A 16,957-nucleotide genomic window follows, 5' to 3' on the forward strand; every position below is an offset into this window, starting at 1 on the left:
TGCGACGAATGACAGCCAATCCATGCCCCACCTAGACAAAAAGCCCCGCGCTTCTCTCGAAGGCGGGGCTTTTTGTGCAGCGTCTGAAGCTTAAGGCGCGTAAGTCAGCAGCAGCTCACTCGGCACTTTGAAGTCCAGGGACATCATGACGCTCAGGGCGGTGATGGTGAAGATCGAGAACACGAACAGCTTGCGTGCCCAGACCGTGTCATCCACCGCCTTGTAGCCGGTCCAGGCCATGTACAACCAGTACATGCCCATGGCGGCGGCGACGGCAAGGTAGCTCATGCCGGCGTAGCCGCTGAAGGTCAGCATCAAGGTCGCCACGAGGAAGGCCAGGATGTAGAGCAGGATGTGCTTCTTGGCCACCTGGATCCCGCGCTTGACCGGCAGCACCGGAATCGAGGCGGCCAGGTAGTCGTTGAAGCGGAAGATCGCGATGGCGTAGGAATGTGGCATCTGCCACAGGCTGAACATCACCAGTAGCGTCAGCGCCGCCATGTCGAAGCTGTTGCTGACCGCCACGTAACCGATCACTGGCGGCATCGCCCCCGACAGACTGCCCACCAGCGTGCCGTGAACCGACTTGCGCTTGAGGTACAGGCTGTAGAAACCGACATAGATGACAAAACCGATCACCGCGAACAGCGCGGCCAACGGGTTGGCCACCCAGTAAAGCAGCGCCACACCGGCCACACCCAGCACCGAGGCGAACGCCAGGGCCAGTTGCACCGGGATCAGGCCCTGGACCAGGGCGCGGTTCTTGGTGCGCTCCATCTTGATGTCGATGTCGCGATCGATGCAGTTGTTGAATACACAACCGGACGCCACCACCAGGGAAGTACCGATCATCGCCGCCAGAAAGATGGCCAGATCGACATGCCCTTTCGAGGCCAGGAAAAACCCGCCTGCCACAGAAAGCACGTTACCGAAAATGATCCCCGGCTTGGTGATTTGGATAAAGTGCTTTAAGGACATCCGGACTTTCCTCAGTGCGCCATCATGTTGGTGTGGATACTGAACATGATCCACAACGACAGGCCGACCAGCAGGACAATGACGATCGCGGCAAAGACAAACGCGACCACGTTGTTACGCTGGGCTGCGGAGCGGTCCAGGTGCAGGAAGTACACCAGGTGCACCAGTACCTGGACCACGGCGAAGATCAGGATGATCCACAGGGTCAGGCTTTTCGGCAGCGTCGGGTACATCACCAGGCCGAACGGGATGACGGTCAGGATCACCGACAGAATGAAGCCGATGGCGTAGGACTTGACGCTGCCGTGGCCGGCGTCGTGGCCATCGTGGGAATGTGCGTTAGCCATTTACAGGGTCCCCATCAGATAAACAACGGTGAATACGCAGATCCACACCACGTCCAGGAAGTGCCAGAACAGGCTCAGGCAGCTCAGGCGCGTCTTGTTGGTGGCGGTCAGGCCGTTTTTGTGGACCTGGTACATCATGATCGCCATCCAGATCAGACCGCTGGTCACGTGCAGACCGTGGGTGCCGACCAGGGTGAAGAACCCGGACAGGAAGCCGCTGCGGCTAGGGCCGTAGCCTTCGGCGATCAGGATGTGGAACTCGTTGATCTCCATGGCGATAAAGCCGGCGCCCAGCAGGAAGGTCATGGCCAACCAGCCCAGTACCTGGGTCTTCTTGCCCTTGAACAACGCCAGCATGGCGAAGCCATAGGTGATCGAGCTGAACAGCAGCAGTGCGGTTTCGCCCAGCACGTACGGCAGCTCGAAGATGTCGTGGCCCGACGGGCCACCGGCGACGTTGTTAACCAGCACCGCGTACACCGCGAAGATCGACGCAAACAGAATGCAGTCGGTCATCAGGTAGAGCCAGAAACCGAATACGGTCATCTCGCCCGAGTCGTGGTGATGGTCATCGTGCCCATGGTCATGACCATGGGCGTGTCCAACAGTGGTCACTAAATTCGACATGGTTTAAGCCTGTTCCAACGAGGTTTCAACACGGGTGGCGGAGGCAGGGACTTTCCCGGCCGCGACCAGACGTTTGTGCTGCTCGGCTTCGATGCGCTCGATGACATCCACCGGCACCATGTAGCCCTGATCGTCACGGGCGGCATGAATGGTGAAATACACCACGGTGCCGACCAGACTGGCGATGGCCAGCCACCAGATGTGCCAGATCATCGCGAAACCGAACACGGTCAGCAGTGCCCCCATGACCACACCAGTCGCGGTGTTGTTGGGCATGTGGATCGGCGCGTACTTGGCCGGAGTCTGGTACGCGGTACCGTTTTCCTTGGCTTCGGTGAACGGGTCGATGACGTCGGCTTTCGGCAGCACGGCAAAGTTGTAGAACGGCGGAGGCGACGAGGTCGACCACTCCAGGGTATGGGCATTCCACGGGTCGCCGTGCTCGCACATGTTCTCTGGCTTTTTGCGGTCACGCACGCTGACGTACAACTGGATCAACTGGCAGGCAATACCCACGGCAATCATCACCGCGCCGAACATGGCGACGTACAGGTACGGCACCCACTCAGGGTTGGTGGTGGCGTTCAGACGACGGGTCATGCCCATGAAGCCCAGTGCATAGAGCGGCATGAACGCGACGAAGAAGCCCGAGATCCAGAACCAGAATGCAGCCTTGCCCCAGCCCTCGTGCAGCTTGAAGCCGAACGCTTTCGGGAAGTAGAAGGCGAAGCCGGCGATGTAGCCGAATACAGCGCCACCGATGATCACGTTATGGAAGTGCGCGATCACGAACAGGCTGTTGTGCAGCACGAAGTCCGCACCCGGGATGGCCAGCAGTACGCCGGTCATGCCGCCGATGGCGAAGGTCACCATAAAGCCCAGGGTCCACAGCACATGGCTGGTGAAACGCAGACGGCCCTGGTAGATGGTGAACAGCCAGTTGAACAGCTTCACACCGGTCGGGATCGAAATCAGCATCGTCGCCAGACCGAAGAAGGCGTTGACGCTGGCACCCGAACCCATGGTGAAGAAGTGGTGCAACCAAACCATGAAGCCCAGCACCGAGATCGCACCGCTGGCGTAGATCATCGAGTGGTGGCCGAACAGCTTCTTGCCGGAGAACGTCGAGATGACTTCGGAGAAAATCCCGAACGCCGGCAGAATCAGGATGTACACCTCGGGGTGACCCCAGGCCCAGAACAGGTTGACGTACATCATCGGATTTCCACCCAGTTCATTGGTGAAGATGTGGAAATCCATGTAGCGGTCAAGCGTCAGCAAAGCCAGGGTAGCGGTCAGGATCGGGAACGAAGCGACGATCAGTACGTTGGCCCAGGTGCAGGTCCAGGTGAAGATCGGCATGTCCATCAGTTTCATGCCCGGGGTACGCATCTTCAGCACGGTTGCCAGGAAGTTGACCCCCGTTAGCGTTGTCCCAAGCCCCGATAGCTGTAGCGCCCAGATGTAGTAATCCATCCCCACGCCCGGACTGTATTGCAGTCCCGACAACGGTGGATAAGCAACCCAACCGGTCTTGGCGAATTCGCCAACGCCCAGGGACAGGTTGATCAGCACCACGCCGGAAACCAGCAGCCAGAAGCTCAGGGAGTTCAGGAACGGATAGGCCACGTCACGCGCGCCGATCTGCAGCGGCACTGCAAGGTTCATCAGGCCGGTGAAGAATGGCATCGCCATGAAGATGATCATGATCACGCCGTGGGCGGTGAAGATCTGGTCATAGTGTTCAGGCGGCAGGTAGCCAGGCGAACCCTCGGTGGCCATGGCCAACTGAGTACGCATCATGATGGCGTCGGCAAAACCGCGCAGCAGCATGACCATGGCAACGATGATGTACATCACGCCGATTTTCTTGTGGTCGACCGACGTCAGCCACTCGGTCCACAGGTAGGTCCACTTCTTGAAGTAGGTGATCCCTGCGAACAACGCCAGGCCACCGAGCGCGATCACGGCAAGGGTCACCATGACAATCGGCTCGTGGAACGGGATCGCTTCCCAACTTAATTTACCAAACATCGTTTACTCCTCTGCCCCGGCAGCTGAATGCGAACTCATGTCCATCCCTTCCATGTTGTGGGCCACTTCCTTTTCGTTCTTCTCGTGGTGCATCGGCTTGCCCGGATTCATCCCTTCATATTTGTCGATGATGGTCTGGAACAGGTTCGGCGTGACCGAGGAGTAGAGCTCGACTGGGTTGTTCTGGCTCGGTTTGGAAAGGGCTTCGTATTCAGCTTTTTCAAGCTGTTTAGGTGCCTTCTTCACATCGTTGACCCAGGCATCGAAATCTTCCTGGGTCGTGGCGATTGCTTTGAACTTCATGCCGGTGAAACCCGCGCCACTGTAGTTGGCGGAGATACCATCGAGTTCGGCGTTCTGGTTGGCGATCAGGTGCAGCTTGGTTTGCATGCCCGCCATCGCGTAGATCTGGCCGCCCAGGCCCGGGATGAAGAACGAGTTCATCACGGTGTCGGAGGTGACTTTGAAATTGATCGGCGTGTGGGCCGGGAACACGATCTTGTTGACCGTGGCGATGCCTTGTTCCGGATAGATGAACAGCCACTTCCAGTCCATCGAGACCACTTCAATGGTGATCGGCTTGACGTCGGAATCCAGCGGACGATACGGGTCAAGGGCATGGGTGGACTTGTAGGTGATGTAACCCAGGGCAATGATGATCAGTACCGGAATAGTCCACACCGCCACTTCGATTTTGGTCGAGTGCGACCACTTGGGCGTGTACGTGGCACTGGTGTTGGACGCGCGGTATTTCCAGGCGAACAGGAAGGTCATGACGATAACCGGCACGACGACCAGCAACATCAACAGCGTAGCGGTGATGATCAGATTACGTTCATCCAGGCCGACCTGACCCTTGGGATCGAGCAAGGTCATGTTGCAGCCTCCCAGCAACAACGTGCCGAGCAAAGGCAACAAGCCTAGTAATCGGGGGTACCTGTTTTTACTCATCTCACGACCTCTAAAGCAGCTTGCGCAATGCAGTTGGGTTTTGATCGCCAACACTTCACCCTGCCAAGGGTTGGCATTTTTCTTGGATTGAATAAGGGCTGACCGTCGCAGCGTCAGACGCTGTTCGACACATCCCGGGCCAGCAGTGAGTTCTTATTCGAATTCGTAGGTCAAAGGCCTTGTTACAGCCCAATTCCATTTGGTGCGGGTAGTTGGAAGGCACCGACACCTGGGGTCGCATGGGGCGCTGGCGCCCTTCGACCACCTCACGGGCTCAAGCCTGAGCCGGGTCGGAAATTCGGTGCGGGCGATTGTAGTGAGCTGAGGCGCCGGAGACCATGTCTTATCCTGAAATAATTTTCATCAAACTGAGCAACAATCTTTCGCAGAATCCGAAACAAGCCAGCATCTTATCGAAATTCATTCTCAACAAGAACCCCAGAAAACGTAGGTCTACTACGCCCGATTTAGACAGCTTGCGCTGATTAAAGAGGGTTTTTATGACCGTATAACCCCCGTCATTCGGGGGTTGGGCGGCAGGGCGCCCGATTGTTAGAAATGCCTGCTCAGCGGGGAGGCAGCCAGCCGGATGGAGCCTGTAACGGCTGATTTTTCATTGCAGAACGAAGGGCTTGTTCGCGCAGCGAGTGGCCGGATGACAGCAAATGTGTGACAACGTGTCGCACACCGTGGCGGCGCATTGTTGTCTCGGATCAAGGCTGGAATGTCGTAAGACTGAACGCAAAACGCCCCGGCTTCCTACAGAAAACCGGGGCGTTTGATTTGAAGCGTTCTAGGGCAACTGTTTGCGATTGCGCGACACCAGCAACGGCACCAGGATCGCCGTGAGGACGAACGCCACCAGTGCCCATTGCGCCAGGGACAAGCCCAGGACCGGCGGATACGGGGTGGAGCAAAAGCCGTCGACCTGAAAGCCCAACGGGAAGATCTTCGCCAGCGGCAAGTCATCGACAATCGGTTGCAGCACGTCGACGCCACAGCTGACTGCCGGGAAGAACTGGGTGTACACGTGATGCCCCGCTACCGCGGCACCGGCCAGGGCGCTGAGCACCACCAGACCTTCGAAAATCGTCAGGCTGCGACGGGTGCGCATGGCCGCGCCAATGAAGGCGAAAATGGCGATCAGCAACAATGCATAGCGCTGCAGGATACACAGCGGGCAAGGCGCCTCGCCGAGCGCCACCTGCATATACAGCGCACCACCGATCAGCGCCAGACAGATCAGCCCCAACAGCACCAGATAGCGCCGTTCACGGCCTAAGCGCAGCATTTGCTCATTCATTGCGTTTCCCTTTGTATGCATTGGATCGACGCGCAGCCTGAAGAGTCTCGGCGCGCTATCGGATGGCCAAAGTCTACACGCTGACCATGACAGAGAACGAGCGGCTGCCGCCCACATTGAAGGGAATAAACAGGAGGGAGGTTAAGTACGGATTAATTTTTGATTGGCAGAGTCAGTCGGGGCGGGGATTGAGCATGCCGCCGTCCTCGTTCGCACAGGGGCCAGCGATGGTCACCAGTCCTGTGCAATCCCTGTGGGAGCGGGCTTGCTCGCGAAAGCGGTGGGTCAGTTTCATTGATGTTGAATGCACTGCCGTCTTCGCGAGCAAGCCCGCTCCCACCGTTTTCTTCGCGGCGGTCACGAAAATCATGTCACTGCAAATCCCCTTGTGGGAGCGAGCCTGCTCGCGATGCAGACGCCCCGCTCTCCCAGGCTCGCCCCGCCGTTACTCCAGCGCCGCCGCCGGGCCGAAGAACTCGTAACGGCTTTGCCCGTCCGGCACGCCCAGTGCCTTGAGGTGGCGCTTGACGGCGGCCATGAAACCTTTGGGTCCCAGGAAGTAGGCATCCAGGTCACGCTGCTGCGGCAACCATTGCGCCAGTTGCTCCTGGCTCAACAACCCGACCTTGTCAGCCGCCGGGCTCAAGCCGTCATCCTCGTCGTAGCAATAGAAGCGCTTGAGTTGTGGATGCCGCTGGGCCAGGTCATCGATCCAGTCACGGAAGGCGTGCGCGCCGCCGTTGCGTGCGCAGTGGATAAAATGCACCGGCCGCTCGGTTTTCAGTGCCGCCTGCAACATCGCCAGAGTCGGAGTGATGCCCACGCCGCCGCTGATCAGCACCAGCGGTTTATCGCTCTGGGTCAGGAAGAAGTCCCCTGACGGTGGAAACAACTGGATGCTGCTGCCGATCGGGAAATCATGGTGCAGGTAGTTGGACACGCGCCCGCCCGGCTCGCGCTTGACGCTGATGCGATACTGACCGTTGTCCGCCAGGGCCGACAGCGAATAATTGCGGCGCACCTCCTCGCCATCCAACACCAGTTTCATGCCGATGTACTGGCCTGGTTCGGCCACCAGGATCGCGCCCTTGTCCGCCGGCTCGAAGTAGAACGAAGTGATTTCCGAGCTCTCCTGCACCCTGGCTGCCAGGATGAACTCACGCTCGCCCCGCCAGCCGCCCGGCGCTGCGGCTTTCTGCTCGTACATGCCGGTTTCGGCACCGATCAGGATATCGGCCAACTGGTTATAGGCAGCGCCCCATGCGGCAATCACTTGCGGCGTGGCGATCTCTTCACCCAGCACCTCGGCGATCGCCCGCAACAGGCAGGCCCCCACAATGGGGTAATGTTCGGGCAGGATTTGCAGGGCGACGTGCTTGTTGACGATTTTGGCCACCAGGTCGCCCAACTGATCGAGCTGGTCAATGTGCCGCGCGTACATCAATACGCCATTGGCCAGGGCGCGGGGCTGATCACCGCTGGCCTGGTGAGCCTGGTTGAACAACGGGCGCACTTGCGGGTATTCAGACAGCATCATGCGATAGAAGTGAGTAATGAGCGCTTCACCACCGCTTTCAAGCAAGGGCACGGTGGAGCGGATGATGGCGCGTTCTTCTCGGCTGAGCATAAGGTGACTCCTGGCGTATTACGAAAAACTGATACCCATGCCTATCAGGTTTCATGCCATAAAATTTATTCTTGTTTTTCAATGTCTTAAGAATTATGTAGTCATAAAGACATGGCGCGCCTTATAGTCTTTAAGACAACATGGAGTCATTATGACTGCAACCTCTCTGCTGACCGCCCTGCTCCCACTGGTGGCCGACCTCTCGCGTGAGTTGCCTGAAGGCGAGCGCTATCGTCGCCTGCTTGGCGCGCTGCGAGCCCTGCTGCCTTGCGACGCCGCCGCGCTGTTACGCCTGGACGCAGACTGCCTGGTGCCGCTGGCGGTGGATGGCTTGAGTACCGATACCCTGGGCAGACGCTTCCGGATCAGCGAACACCCCCGTTTCCAGGCACTGCTGGCCAACCCGCACCCCACTCGCTTCGCCGCCGACAGTGACCTGCCCGACCCATACGACGGGTTGGTCGAAGGTCTGGATGAGCACTTGGAGGTCCACGACTGCATGGGCTGCCCACTGTTCGTCGACGAGCAGCCGTGGGGCCTTCTGACCCTCGACGCGCTGAACCCGGAACGCTTCGAGCCCATCGACCTGAACGCCTTGCAGGCCTTTGCCAGTCTGGCCGCTGCCACGGTCAGCGCGGCCGAGCGCATCGATCGGCTCGCCTTGAAAGCCGAAGACGAACACCGCCGCGCCGAGGTCTACCGCCAGGCCAGCGGCCAGCAACCGCGCGACATGGTCGGCCAGAGCAAGGCCCACAAGCGATTAGTGGAAGAAATCAACCTGGTGGGGGGCAGTGACCTGACGGTGCTGATCACTGGCGAAACCGGAGTTGGCAAAGAGCTGGTCGCCCAAGCCATACACGCGGCCTCCAAGCGCGCCGAGCAGCCGCTGATCAGCCTCAACTGCGCGGCGCTGCCGGATACCCTGGTGGAAAGCGAGCTCTTCGGCCATGTTCGCGGCGCCTTCACGGGTGCCACGAACGACCGTCGCGGCAAATTCGAACTGGCCGATGGCGGCACGTTGTTCCTCGATGAAGTGGGCGAGTTGTCCTTGACCGTGCAGGCCAAACTGCTGCGAGTGTTGCAGAGCGGCCAGTTGCAACGCCTGGGCTCGGACAAGGAACATCGGGTCGATGTACGCCTGATCGCAGCCACCAATCGCGATCTGGCCGAAGAAGTGCGCAACGGGCGATATCGGGCCGACTTCTATCATCGCCTGAGCGTGTACCCGTTGCTGGTGCCGGCACTACGGGATCGCGGGCGCGATGTACTGCTGCTCAGCGGTTTTTTCCTGGAGCAGAACCGTTCCCGCATGGGCCTGGGCAGCCTGCGCCTGACCAGCGACGCCCAGGCCGCATTGCTGGCGTATGACTGGCCGGGGAATGTGCGTGAACTGGAGCACCTGATCGGCCGAAGCGCCTTGAAAGCATTGGGCCGGTGCCCGGTTCGGCCAAAGATCCTCAGCCTCAGCGCCGGGGATCTGGACTTGCCCCGCAGCCCGGAAGAAAACCCGGCACCTTCATCCGCCAGCCCTGCCCCGACCCTGGAGGGCGTCACGGGTGACTTGCGCGAAGCCATGGACGATTTTCAGCGCCAGATGATCATCGCCAGCCTGCAACGGCATCAGCACAACTGGGCCAGCTCCGCCCGGGAATTGGGCCTGGACCGGGCGAACCTGGGGCGGATGGCCAAGCGGTTGGGGCTCAAGTGATCAACCCCGTGGCGAGGGAGCTTGCTCCCGCTCGGGCGCGTAGCGGTCGCTAGATTCCCCATCGCGCCGGCGGCTGGGGAGCGCTTCGCACTCCAGCGGGAGCAAGCGCCCTCGCCACTTAACTCTCTGCGACAGGGTTCTTGTTACAACGATCCCAGCTGTCGACAGCTTTCGCCCTAAAGCCAGCCCCTAACAGGTCGATAACCCAATATCAAAAGCTGTTTTGGCGTTCTTCACGCTCGCCCCACCTTTTCCACAGAAGGTTTTTATGTCTTCCAACAAAGCCCGCGCAGATTCACTTTCGCTTCTGCTGTTTACCTTGCGCAGCGGCAAGCTGATGGCAATCAACCTGCTCAAAGTCAGCGAAATCATTCCCTGCCCGCCGTTGACCAAACTGCCGGAGTCGCACCCGCACGTCAAAGGCATCGCCACCCTGCGCGGGGCCTCGCTGTCGGTGATCGACCTGAGCCGCGCCATCGGCGAACGGCCTCTGGAAGATCCGGATGGCGGCTGCCTGATCGTCACCGACGTGAGCCGATCCAAACAGGGTTTGCATGTGCAGGCGGTGAGCAAGATCGTGCATTGCCTGACCACCGACATCAAACCACCGCCGTTCGGCTCAGGCGGCGTACGCGCCTTCATCACGGGCGTGACTTCGGTGGATGGCACGCTGGTGCAGGTGCTGGATATCGAAAAAGTCATCCACGGTATCGCCCCGGCGCAAATTGAAACGGCGCCCACCGAGCTGAGCATGGAAGACGCCGAAGTCCTGGGCAACGCGCGGATCCTGGTGGTCGATGACAGTCAGGTGGCGTTGCAACAATCGGTACACACCTTGCGCAACCTCGGCCTGCAATGCCACACCGCTCGCAGCGCCAAGGAAGCCATCGAATGCCTGCTGGACCTGCAAGGCACTGCGCAACAGATCAACCTGATCGTTTCCGACATCGAAATGTCCGAGATGGACGGCTATGCCCTTACCCGGACCCTGCGGGAAACGCCGGACTTCGCCCACCTCTATGTGTTGCTGCACACCTCGCTGGACAGCGCCATGAACAGCGAAAAGGCTCGGCTATCCGGCGCCAATGGAGTGCTGACCAAGTTCTCCTCGCCGGAACTGACCAAGTGCCTGATCACGGCCGCCAAGGCGGTTGCCGAGCAAGGCCACTGAGTCCTACCGGATGATCATTCCCACGCGCACAGGGGAATGATCATCCCGGCACCTCAGGCATACTCCTGTCCTGGCTTCCCAGAACAAGGACCTTGCTGATGAAAATCCACGCACTCATGCTTTTGGGCTTCACGGCCCTCGCCGCCCAGGCCCTCGCCTCCAGTCCAGAAGCCTGGGCCATCCATGACAAAACCGTGCTTGCCAGTTGCATCAAGGCCAGCGGCTTGAAGAACGCCGAACCTGTGGGCACTGCCGCGCAGTTCGATGACCGGGTGGGTTACACCGCGCTGTTACTGCAAGGCCAGTATCCGCAGAAACACATGAACGGCGCGACGGGCACCGAGCTGTGCCTTTACCACAAGAAATCCAAGACCGCCTACGTGACCGAATGGGACGCCATCCGCCCCGCCGACAATAGCCGGTGATGGCGCACAACTTGCTTCGCAACGGTTAATCGCGGCGTTTTTCTGTCGCCGCTTTCCAGCTTTTGACCGGGCGCTCAATGAACACAACGTTTTCCTGCGTAGGCTGCGGCAAATGCTGCACCGATCACCATGTCCCCCTGACCCTCGACGAGGCCCGGATGTGGGCTGACGACGGCGGCCAGGTGATTGTCCTGGTGGAAGCCTTCCTGCCCAACGGCCTCGGCCTGCCGCCGGCGCAACGCGAGCACGCTGAGCGCCGTTCGGCACGGGTCCACAGCGGCACCACCGAGGCCTTGGTGGCAATCACCTTCGCCGCCTATAACGCCGGTCGCTGCCGCAATCTTGACGAAGAAAACCTGTGCCGCATCTACGAGCGCCGCCCCTTGGTGTGCCGTATCTATCCGATGGAAATCAACCCGCACATCCCGCTCAACATTGCCGTAAAGGAATGCCCGCCAGAGTCGTGGGAGACCGGACCGCAACTGATACTCGGCGGTGAACTGGTCGACAGGGAACTGGCGCAGTTGATCGAACGCTCACGTCAGGCCGATCGCGAGGAAATCCGCATCAAGGAGCGCATCTGCGCTTCGCTGGGCATCCTCACCACCGCGCTGAAGGGCGATGGGTTCACCGCGTACCTGCCGGACATGAGCGCATTCGCCGCCGTCATCGATCAGGTCCGTTTGCAGCCGCTGGAGCAAGCGGCCAGCGAATGGCAATTCCATTTGTCCGGTGATGACGTGGCCTGCCAGGTCCTGGCCAGCGGAGCACGGGTCGCCACTGAGGCACCGGTCAACTACGCGTTTATTTCGCTGCGGGCGGCGTAAGCCCGTCGCTCCCGCAGAGAATTTTCGGCGAAGACAAAATCAACGCCTACCACAGATCAATTGTGGGAGCGGGCTTGCTCGCGAAAGCGGTGGTTCAGCTTGCAGTGATGTTGGACGTGCCGAAGCCTTCGCGAGCAAGCCCGCTCCCACAGCTTTGGCTCGCGTCTACCACGTTCCCTCTCGCCTAACCCTCATCGAGAATGTTAGCGTGCTTGCTATTCCTTGCCTGATGAGCCTTCTGCGATGAAAAAAACCGTACTTGCCTTCAGCCGTGTCACACCCAAGATGGTCGAACGACTGCAACAGGATTTCGACGTGATCGTGCCAAATCCGTCGAACGGCGACATCAATGCCCAGTTCAATGAAGCCTTGCCCCACGTGCATGGCCTGATCGGTGTCGGGCGCAAGCTCGGCCGCGAACAACTGCAGAACGCTGCGAATCTGCAAGTGGTGTCCAGCGTGTCGGTGGGTTACGACAACTATGACCTGGCCTACTTCAATGAGCGTGGAATCATGCTCACCAACACCCCTGACGTGCTCACCGAAAGCACCGCCGACCTGGCCTTCGCCCTGCTGATGAGCAGCGCCCGGCGCGTCGCTGAACTGGACGCCTGGACCAAGGCCGGCCAATGGCAGGCGACGGTCGGCCCGCAGCTGTTCGGCACTGACGTGCACGGCAAGACCCTGGGCATCGTCGGCATGGGCAACATCGGCGCCGCCATTGCCCGGCGTGGCCGGCTGGGGTTCAACATGCCGATTATCTACAGCGGCAACAGCCGCAAGACCGAACTGGAAGATCAGTTGGGCGCACAGTTTCGCGAGCTGGATCAGCTGCTCGCCGAAGCAGACTTTGTTTGCCTCGTGGTGCCATTGAGCGAAAAGACCCGCCACCTGATTGGCCAGCGTGAACTGGCCCTGATGAAACCGAGTGCCATCCTGGTCAATATTTCCCGCGGCCCGGTGGTGGATGAGCCGGCGCTGATCGAAGCCTTGCAGAACAATCGCATCCGCGGCGCCGGGCTGGACGTTTACGAGAAAGAACCATTGGCCGAGTCGCCGCTGTTCCAGCTGAAAAACGCCGTCACCCTGCCCCATATCGGCTCGGCCACTCACGAAACCCGTGAAGCCATGGCCAATCTGGCCGTGGAAAACTTGCGCAGCGCTTTGCTGGGTGAGCGACCGAAGAACCTGGTCAACCCGCAAGTCTGGAAATAAATTCTCCGCAAAAACCCCCAGGGGAACACACCGTGGCGAGGGAGCTTGCTCCCGCTGGGCTGCGCAGCAGCCCCTTACGGTTTATCTGATGCACTGCGGTAGCAGGTACATCTTGGGGTTGCTTCGCAACCCAGCGGGAGCAAGCTCCCTCGCCACGGGTTTATCTCTAGACGTTACATCTCAGCGTGCGCCCAAGGCGACATTCGCAGCCACAGGCTTCGGCTTGCGGAACACCAGCACGTTCCCAAGCATCACCAGTACCAGCCCGACCAGTGCTGGCGCGGTCCATTGATAGCCCTCGACCAACGCCGAGACGTTCAACGCCACCACCGGAAACAGCACCGTGCAATACGCCGCCCGCTCCGGGCCCATGCGCCCTACCAGCGTCAGGTAGGCGGTGAAGCCGATCACCGAACCTGGGATCACCAGGTACAACAGCGAGCCGACATAACGCGCGTTCCATTCCATATCGAACGGGATCCCTTTGAAGAGACACCACGCCGCCAGCATCGCCGCACCATAAGCCATGCCCCAGGCGTTGGTAGTCAACGGTTTGAGACCGGCCTTCTGCTGCAAACTCGAGAGCATGTTGCCCGCCGAGAAACACAAGGTGCCCAGCAGCGCCAACGCCAACCCGAACAACGTTTGCGGGCTCGCGCTATGACCCGCCAGCTCCGGCCAGAACAGCAGCGCCAGCCCCAGCAACCCCAAGGCGCCGCCCAGCAGCACGTTACGCGCAATCCGCTGACCGAAAAACACGCGGGCATTGAGGGCATTCCAGAGCGTGGCCGTAGAGAACACCACCGCGACCAACCCGCTGGGAATCCATTGGCTGGCAGTGAGGAAACACATGAAGTTGATGCAGAACAGGCACAGGCCCTGGGCGACGCAAATCAGATGGCCACGCCGGTTCATCACTTGCAGGCGCCGGCTGAGCAAGAGCATCACAAACAGGATCAGCGCCGCCAGGCCGAAGCGATAGACAATCGACACGGGGATGGCGACAACGCCCAACTGCAATTTCAGCGCGATCCAGGTGGTGCCCCAGATGAGCACGGTAAGCAGATACAACGAGAGGTTCATGACGGCAACTCCTGACAATGACCGCCAGTGTTGCGCCACCAACCACCGGGCGCTTGCGTAAACTTGCGGTTTTGTCGGCTTGCAGGCTGGCATGGGCCGATCGACGGAGTAGGATGCAAGGCGTTAGAGAGAAGCGATCATGCCCACACTGCAAACCCTGCAAGTCTTTCAAGCCCTCAACAACTCGCCCAATGCTCGCCTCGAGCACAGCGCCGAGCTTGGAGACGGCATGGCGGCCGCTTTGTGGAGCAACCATCACGACGCCCAAGACTACGAGGCGCCGACGCACCACACGCTGTCGTGCTACATCGCCGGTGGTACCGGCACGTTTCGCCGCGAACGACCCGACACCACCGGGGCACCCGGCAAACTCTGCGTCCTGCCGGCCGGGCATCAATCGGCCTGGGTCATCAATGGCGACATTCGCCTCGCCCACCTGTACTTCAGCCCTGAGCAATTCGCCCTCGGTTGCGTCACGCTACTGGATCGCGAGCCGCGGCAAGTGCAACTGCGCGAAGCCACCTTTCTCGACGATCCGCAACAGGCACAGCGCTTTCGCCAGTTGATCGCCCTGAACTGGGATGAGCCCGGTGAACGCCTTCTGACCACCAGCCTGGCCCATGACTTGCTCAACCATCTGCTATTGAGCCAGGTCGGCCAACGCCAGGGGCTTCGCCTCAAGGGCGGGCTGGCCGCTCACCAGCGGCGAATGCTGGTGGACTACATCGACAGCCATCTGGCCGACGCCATCAGCCTCGGACAACTGGCAGCGCTGTGTGCGCTGTCCGAATACCACTTTGCCCGGATGTTCCGCGAAAGCTTCGGCCTACCACCCCATCAATACGTACTGGCACGCCGTCTGGCCCACGCGCGACACTGCCTGCGCAGCACGTCAAAACCACTGGGCGAGGTGGCGTTGACCTGCGGGTTCGCCAGCGCCAGCCACTTTACGAATCGTTTCCGGCAGGCCCTCGGCGCGACACCCGGCGAGTATCGGCAGGCGTTTTTGCGCTAGGCGTCACTGTGCCCCAGTCAAATGAAACAAGCAGGTACTGATCCCGATTGCCGTAGCCACCGTCGCGCATCTACAATGCGAACAATTCTTGTTCTCTAGCGCAGCTCATCGCTGTCGGGATGCTCCTCGTTGCCGCCTGCACACACCGTCGAAGTGCTCTACAACGCCCATCACAGTTGGCTTAACGGCTGGTTGCGAAGAAAACTCGGCTGCCCCGACAGTGCCGCCGACCTGGCCCAGGACACGTTCATGCGCGTACTGACTGCGCGCGACCCGCAGCCTGTCCTGGAACCCCGGGCGTTTCTTACGACCATTGCCAAGCGCGTACTGTTCAACCATTACCGACGCCAGGATCTTGAGCGCGCTTACCTCGATACCCTCGCCCAACTGCCGGAGCAGGTGGTGCCGTCGGAGGAAGAACGGGCAATCATCCTGCAAAGCCTGATGGAACTGGACCAACTGCTCGATGGTTTGCCGCGAGCGGTCAAGCAGGCGTTTCTGCTGGCCCAGGTCGATGGTCTGACCTACAACGAAATCGCCCGTGAACTGGGAATTTCACTGGCGACGGTCAAGCGGCATCTGAACAAGGCAGCGATGCGCTGCTACTTCGCCTTATGACCCCAGCGATGAACGGCGCACCTGATGTCAGTGCGAAAGTGGCCGAACAGGCCGTGTACTGGCTTTTGGAAATGCAGCAAGGCCCACTCGATCCTCGCCAGCAGAAAGCCTGGGAGCAATGGCTCAATGCTCACAACGAACATCGCCGCGCCTGGGAGCATATCCAGCGGGTCAATCAGCGGCTGCGCAGCGTGCCCTCTCCATTGGCCCATGCAGCCCTCAATGCACCGAAGTCCGCGGCGCGGCGTCGAGCGCTCAAAATGTTGTGGGTACTTGGGGCCGGTTCAGCGTTGACCTGGGGCCTGCGTGAACGCCAACTGTTACCCCCATTGATGGCCGATTTTCGCAGCCCGGTAGGCGAACGGCGTCGTCTGACGCTGGATGACGGCAGCCAGTTGCAGCTCAACAGCGGCAGTGCGGTAGACGTTCGCTTCGACGCTCAACGCCGCTTGATCCACCTGCTGGAGGGGGAACTGTTATTGACCGCTGCCCGCGACCCAAGACCTCTGCAAGTGCTGACCGCCCATGGCCTGCTGGAAAGCCGCAACGCCCGGTTCAACGTACGCGAGTATCCAGACCACACCCAGGTGGCGGTGTTTGAAGGCCAGGTGGACATTCGTAGCCGAAACGGCCCGGCGTTGTTGCTGGCGACGTCACGGCAACTGAGCCTTGGCATCAACGGCGCCGGGCCCGCCACGGCCCTGGATGCCAACAGCGGCGCTTGGACAGAGGGCATGCTGGTCGCGGCGCACATGCGCCTGGTGGATTTTCTCGAAGAACTCGGCCGCTACCGACGTGGCCAATTGCACTGCGACGAGGCGGTCGCCAACCTGCTGATCTCTGGAACCTATCCGCTGGACGACAGCGAGCGAATCCTCGATCTGCTGGAAGTCAGCCTGCCGGTACAAGTGCGTCGTTTCACCCGCTATTGGGTCTCGGTCGAAGCTCGCGCTTGAACCATGGCCGCCCCACCCGAAAAAAAGTGATGCGCCAGTGAGCCGTTTTCCACACCTGGGGTGACAGAGAAG

The 16,957-nt window shown here is 60.2% G+C and carries 17 protein-coding genes; 8 read left to right on the forward strand and 9 right to left on the reverse strand.

The annotated features are described in order from the left end of the window. Positions 1 to 90: 90 nt before the first annotated feature. The 8 genes from cyoE to hmpA form a co-directional block, all read right to left on the reverse strand. The gene (gene cyoE, locus BMY45_RS02110; protein WP_092393901.1) at positions 91 to 978 is read right to left on the reverse strand and encodes a heme o synthase; all 888 of its coding nucleotides are present in this window, start codon (positions 976 to 978) and stop codon (positions 91 to 93) included. A gap of 11 nt (positions 979 to 989) precedes the next feature. Then, positions 990 to 1,325: a cytochrome o ubiquinol oxidase subunit IV gene (cyoD, locus tag BMY45_RS02115; RefSeq protein ID WP_025211927.1), complete on the reverse strand. Its 336-nt coding sequence runs from the start codon at positions 1,323 to 1,325 to the stop codon at positions 990 to 992. After that, positions 1,326 to 1,952 (reverse strand): cytochrome o ubiquinol oxidase subunit III, encoded by a 627-nt coding sequence (locus BMY45_RS02120; protein WP_014340103.1) that lies wholly within the window; start codon positions 1,950 to 1,952, stop codon positions 1,326 to 1,328. Between the two features lie 3 nt (positions 1,953 to 1,955). After that, a complete protein-coding gene (cyoB, locus tag BMY45_RS02125) occupies positions 1,956 to 3,986 on the reverse strand; it encodes a cytochrome o ubiquinol oxidase subunit I (protein ID WP_092393904.1) in 2,031 nt (676 codons plus the stop codon). 3 nt (positions 3,987 to 3,989) lie between these two features. Then, positions 3,990 to 4,937 (reverse strand): ubiquinol oxidase subunit II, encoded by a 948-nt coding sequence (gene cyoA, locus BMY45_RS02130; RefSeq protein WP_092393907.1) that lies wholly within the window; start codon positions 4,935 to 4,937, stop codon positions 3,990 to 3,992. A gap of 793 nt (positions 4,938 to 5,730) precedes the next feature. Next, the gene (locus tag BMY45_RS02140) at positions 5,731 to 6,240 is read right to left on the reverse strand and encodes a disulfide bond formation protein B (protein ID WP_092393910.1); all 510 of its coding nucleotides are present in this window, start codon (positions 6,238 to 6,240) and stop codon (positions 5,731 to 5,733) included. 172 nt (positions 6,241 to 6,412) lie between these two features. Then, positions 6,413 to 6,610 (reverse strand): hypothetical protein, encoded by a 198-nt coding sequence (locus BMY45_RS27255; RefSeq protein ID WP_092456197.1) that lies wholly within the window; start codon positions 6,608 to 6,610, stop codon positions 6,413 to 6,415. Positions 6,611 to 6,685: 75 nt separating this feature from the next. Next, positions 6,686 to 7,867 (reverse strand): NO-inducible flavohemoprotein, encoded by a 1,182-nt coding sequence (hmpA, locus tag BMY45_RS02150; RefSeq protein ID WP_092393916.1) that lies wholly within the window; start codon positions 7,865 to 7,867, stop codon positions 6,686 to 6,688. Between the two features lie 151 nt (positions 7,868 to 8,018). On the opposite strand from hmpA, the gene norR reads away from it, so the two are divergent. The 5 genes from norR to BMY45_RS02175 all read left to right on the forward strand — a co-directional run bounded on the left by norR (position 8,019) and on the right by BMY45_RS02175 (position 13,213). Beyond that, positions 8,019 to 9,575 (forward strand): nitric oxide reductase transcriptional regulator NorR, encoded by a 1,557-nt coding sequence (gene norR, locus BMY45_RS02155; RefSeq protein ID WP_092393919.1) that lies wholly within the window; start codon positions 8,019 to 8,021, stop codon positions 9,573 to 9,575. Between the two features lie 268 nt (positions 9,576 to 9,843). Continuing rightward, complete coding sequence (locus tag BMY45_RS02160) at positions 9,844 to 10,746, forward strand: chemotaxis protein CheV (RefSeq protein WP_047228604.1); 903 nt, start codon at positions 9,844 to 9,846, stop codon at positions 10,744 to 10,746. A gap of 98 nt (positions 10,747 to 10,844) precedes the next feature. Then, positions 10,845 to 11,171: a hypothetical protein gene (locus tag BMY45_RS02165; RefSeq protein WP_092393922.1), complete on the forward strand. Its 327-nt coding sequence runs from the start codon at positions 10,845 to 10,847 to the stop codon at positions 11,169 to 11,171. 77 nt (positions 11,172 to 11,248) lie between these two features. Beyond that, complete coding sequence (locus BMY45_RS02170; protein WP_092393926.1) at positions 11,249 to 11,998, forward strand: YkgJ family cysteine cluster protein; 750 nt, start codon at positions 11,249 to 11,251, stop codon at positions 11,996 to 11,998. Positions 11,999 to 12,241: 243 nt separating this feature from the next. Next, positions 12,242 to 13,213, forward strand: a complete 972-nt coding sequence (locus BMY45_RS02175) for a 2-hydroxyacid dehydrogenase (RefSeq protein WP_092393930.1) — start codon at positions 12,242 to 12,244, stop codon at positions 13,211 to 13,213. A 180-nt stretch (positions 13,214 to 13,393) separates the two neighbouring features. Here BMY45_RS02175 and BMY45_RS02180 read toward each other — a convergent pair whose 3' ends face one another. Continuing rightward, positions 13,394 to 14,296, reverse strand: coding sequence for a DMT family transporter (locus BMY45_RS02180; protein WP_092393932.1), 903 nt, complete (start codon positions 14,294 to 14,296; stop codon positions 13,394 to 13,396). A gap of 139 nt (positions 14,297 to 14,435) precedes the next feature. On the opposite strand from BMY45_RS02180, the gene BMY45_RS02185 reads away from it, so the two are divergent. From BMY45_RS02185 to BMY45_RS02195, 3 genes are all read left to right on the forward strand, one after another. Beyond that, positions 14,436 to 15,311, forward strand: a complete 876-nt coding sequence (locus tag BMY45_RS02185) for a helix-turn-helix domain-containing protein (RefSeq protein ID WP_092393935.1) — start codon at positions 14,436 to 14,438, stop codon at positions 15,309 to 15,311. A gap of 129 nt (positions 15,312 to 15,440) precedes the next feature. Beyond that, positions 15,441 to 15,929 carry a sigma-70 family RNA polymerase sigma factor gene (locus BMY45_RS02190; protein WP_047228610.1) on the forward strand — a complete coding sequence of 163 codons (489 nt, stop codon included), beginning with the start codon at positions 15,441 to 15,443 and terminating at the stop codon, positions 15,927 to 15,929. An 8-nt stretch (positions 15,930 to 15,937) separates the two neighbouring features. Further along, positions 15,938 to 16,885, forward strand: coding sequence for a FecR domain-containing protein (locus tag BMY45_RS02195; RefSeq protein WP_256244264.1), 948 nt, complete (start codon positions 15,938 to 15,940; stop codon positions 16,883 to 16,885). Positions 16,886 to 16,957: the final 72 nt, after the last annotated feature.

Origin of the sequence: Pseudomonas sp. NFACC39-1 (assembly GCF_900110355.1) — a bacterium.
Taxonomy (GTDB): domain Bacteria; phylum Pseudomonadota; class Gammaproteobacteria; order Pseudomonadales; family Pseudomonadaceae; genus Aquipseudomonas; species Aquipseudomonas tehranensis.

Excerpts from the sequence above, each read along its gene's own strand:
- hmpA (WP_092393916.1), bottom strand. The coding sequence starts at position 7,867 with ATGCTCAGCCGAGAAGAACGCGCCATCATCCGCTCCACCGTGCCCTTG.
- BMY45_RS02175 (WP_092393930.1), top strand. The coding sequence starts at position 12,242 with ATGAAAAAAACCGTACTTGCCTTCAGCCGTGTCACACCCAAGATGGTC.
- BMY45_RS02140 (WP_092393910.1), bottom strand. The coding sequence starts at position 6,240 with ATGAATGAGCAAATGCTGCGCTTAGGCCGTGAACGGCGCTATCTGGTG.
- norR (WP_092393919.1), top strand. The coding sequence starts at position 8,019 with ATGACTGCAACCTCTCTGCTGACCGCCCTGCTCCCACTGGTGGCCGAC.
- BMY45_RS02180 (WP_092393932.1), bottom strand. The coding sequence starts at position 14,296 with ATGAACCTCTCGTTGTATCTGCTTACCGTGCTCATCTGGGGCACCACC.
- cyoE (WP_092393901.1), bottom strand. The coding sequence starts at position 978 with ATGTCCTTAAAGCACTTTATCCAAATCACCAAGCCGGGGATCATTTTC.
- BMY45_RS27255 (WP_092456197.1), bottom strand. The coding sequence starts at position 6,610 with ATGATTTTCGTGACCGCCGCGAAGAAAACGGTGGGAGCGGGCTTGCTC.
- BMY45_RS02170 (WP_092393926.1), top strand. The coding sequence starts at position 11,249 with ATGAACACAACGTTTTCCTGCGTAGGCTGCGGCAAATGCTGCACCGAT.
- cyoB (WP_092393904.1), bottom strand. The coding sequence starts at position 3,986 with ATGTTTGGTAAATTAAGTTGGGAAGCGATCCCGTTCCACGAGCCGATT.
- BMY45_RS02120 (WP_014340103.1), bottom strand. The coding sequence starts at position 1,952 with ATGTCGAATTTAGTGACCACTGTTGGACACGCCCATGGTCATGACCAT.
- BMY45_RS02195 (WP_256244264.1), top strand. The coding sequence starts at position 15,938 with ATGAACGGCGCACCTGATGTCAGTGCGAAAGTGGCCGAACAGGCCGTG.
- cyoD (WP_025211927.1), bottom strand. The coding sequence starts at position 1,325 with ATGGCTAACGCACATTCCCACGATGGCCACGACGCCGGCCACGGCAGC.
- BMY45_RS02165 (WP_092393922.1), top strand. The coding sequence starts at position 10,845 with ATGAAAATCCACGCACTCATGCTTTTGGGCTTCACGGCCCTCGCCGCC.
- BMY45_RS02160 (WP_047228604.1), top strand. The coding sequence starts at position 9,844 with ATGTCTTCCAACAAAGCCCGCGCAGATTCACTTTCGCTTCTGCTGTTT.
- BMY45_RS02185 (WP_092393935.1), top strand. The coding sequence starts at position 14,436 with ATGCCCACACTGCAAACCCTGCAAGTCTTTCAAGCCCTCAACAACTCG.
- cyoA (WP_092393907.1), bottom strand. The coding sequence starts at position 4,937 with ATGAGTAAAAACAGGTACCCCCGATTACTAGGCTTGTTGCCTTTGCTC.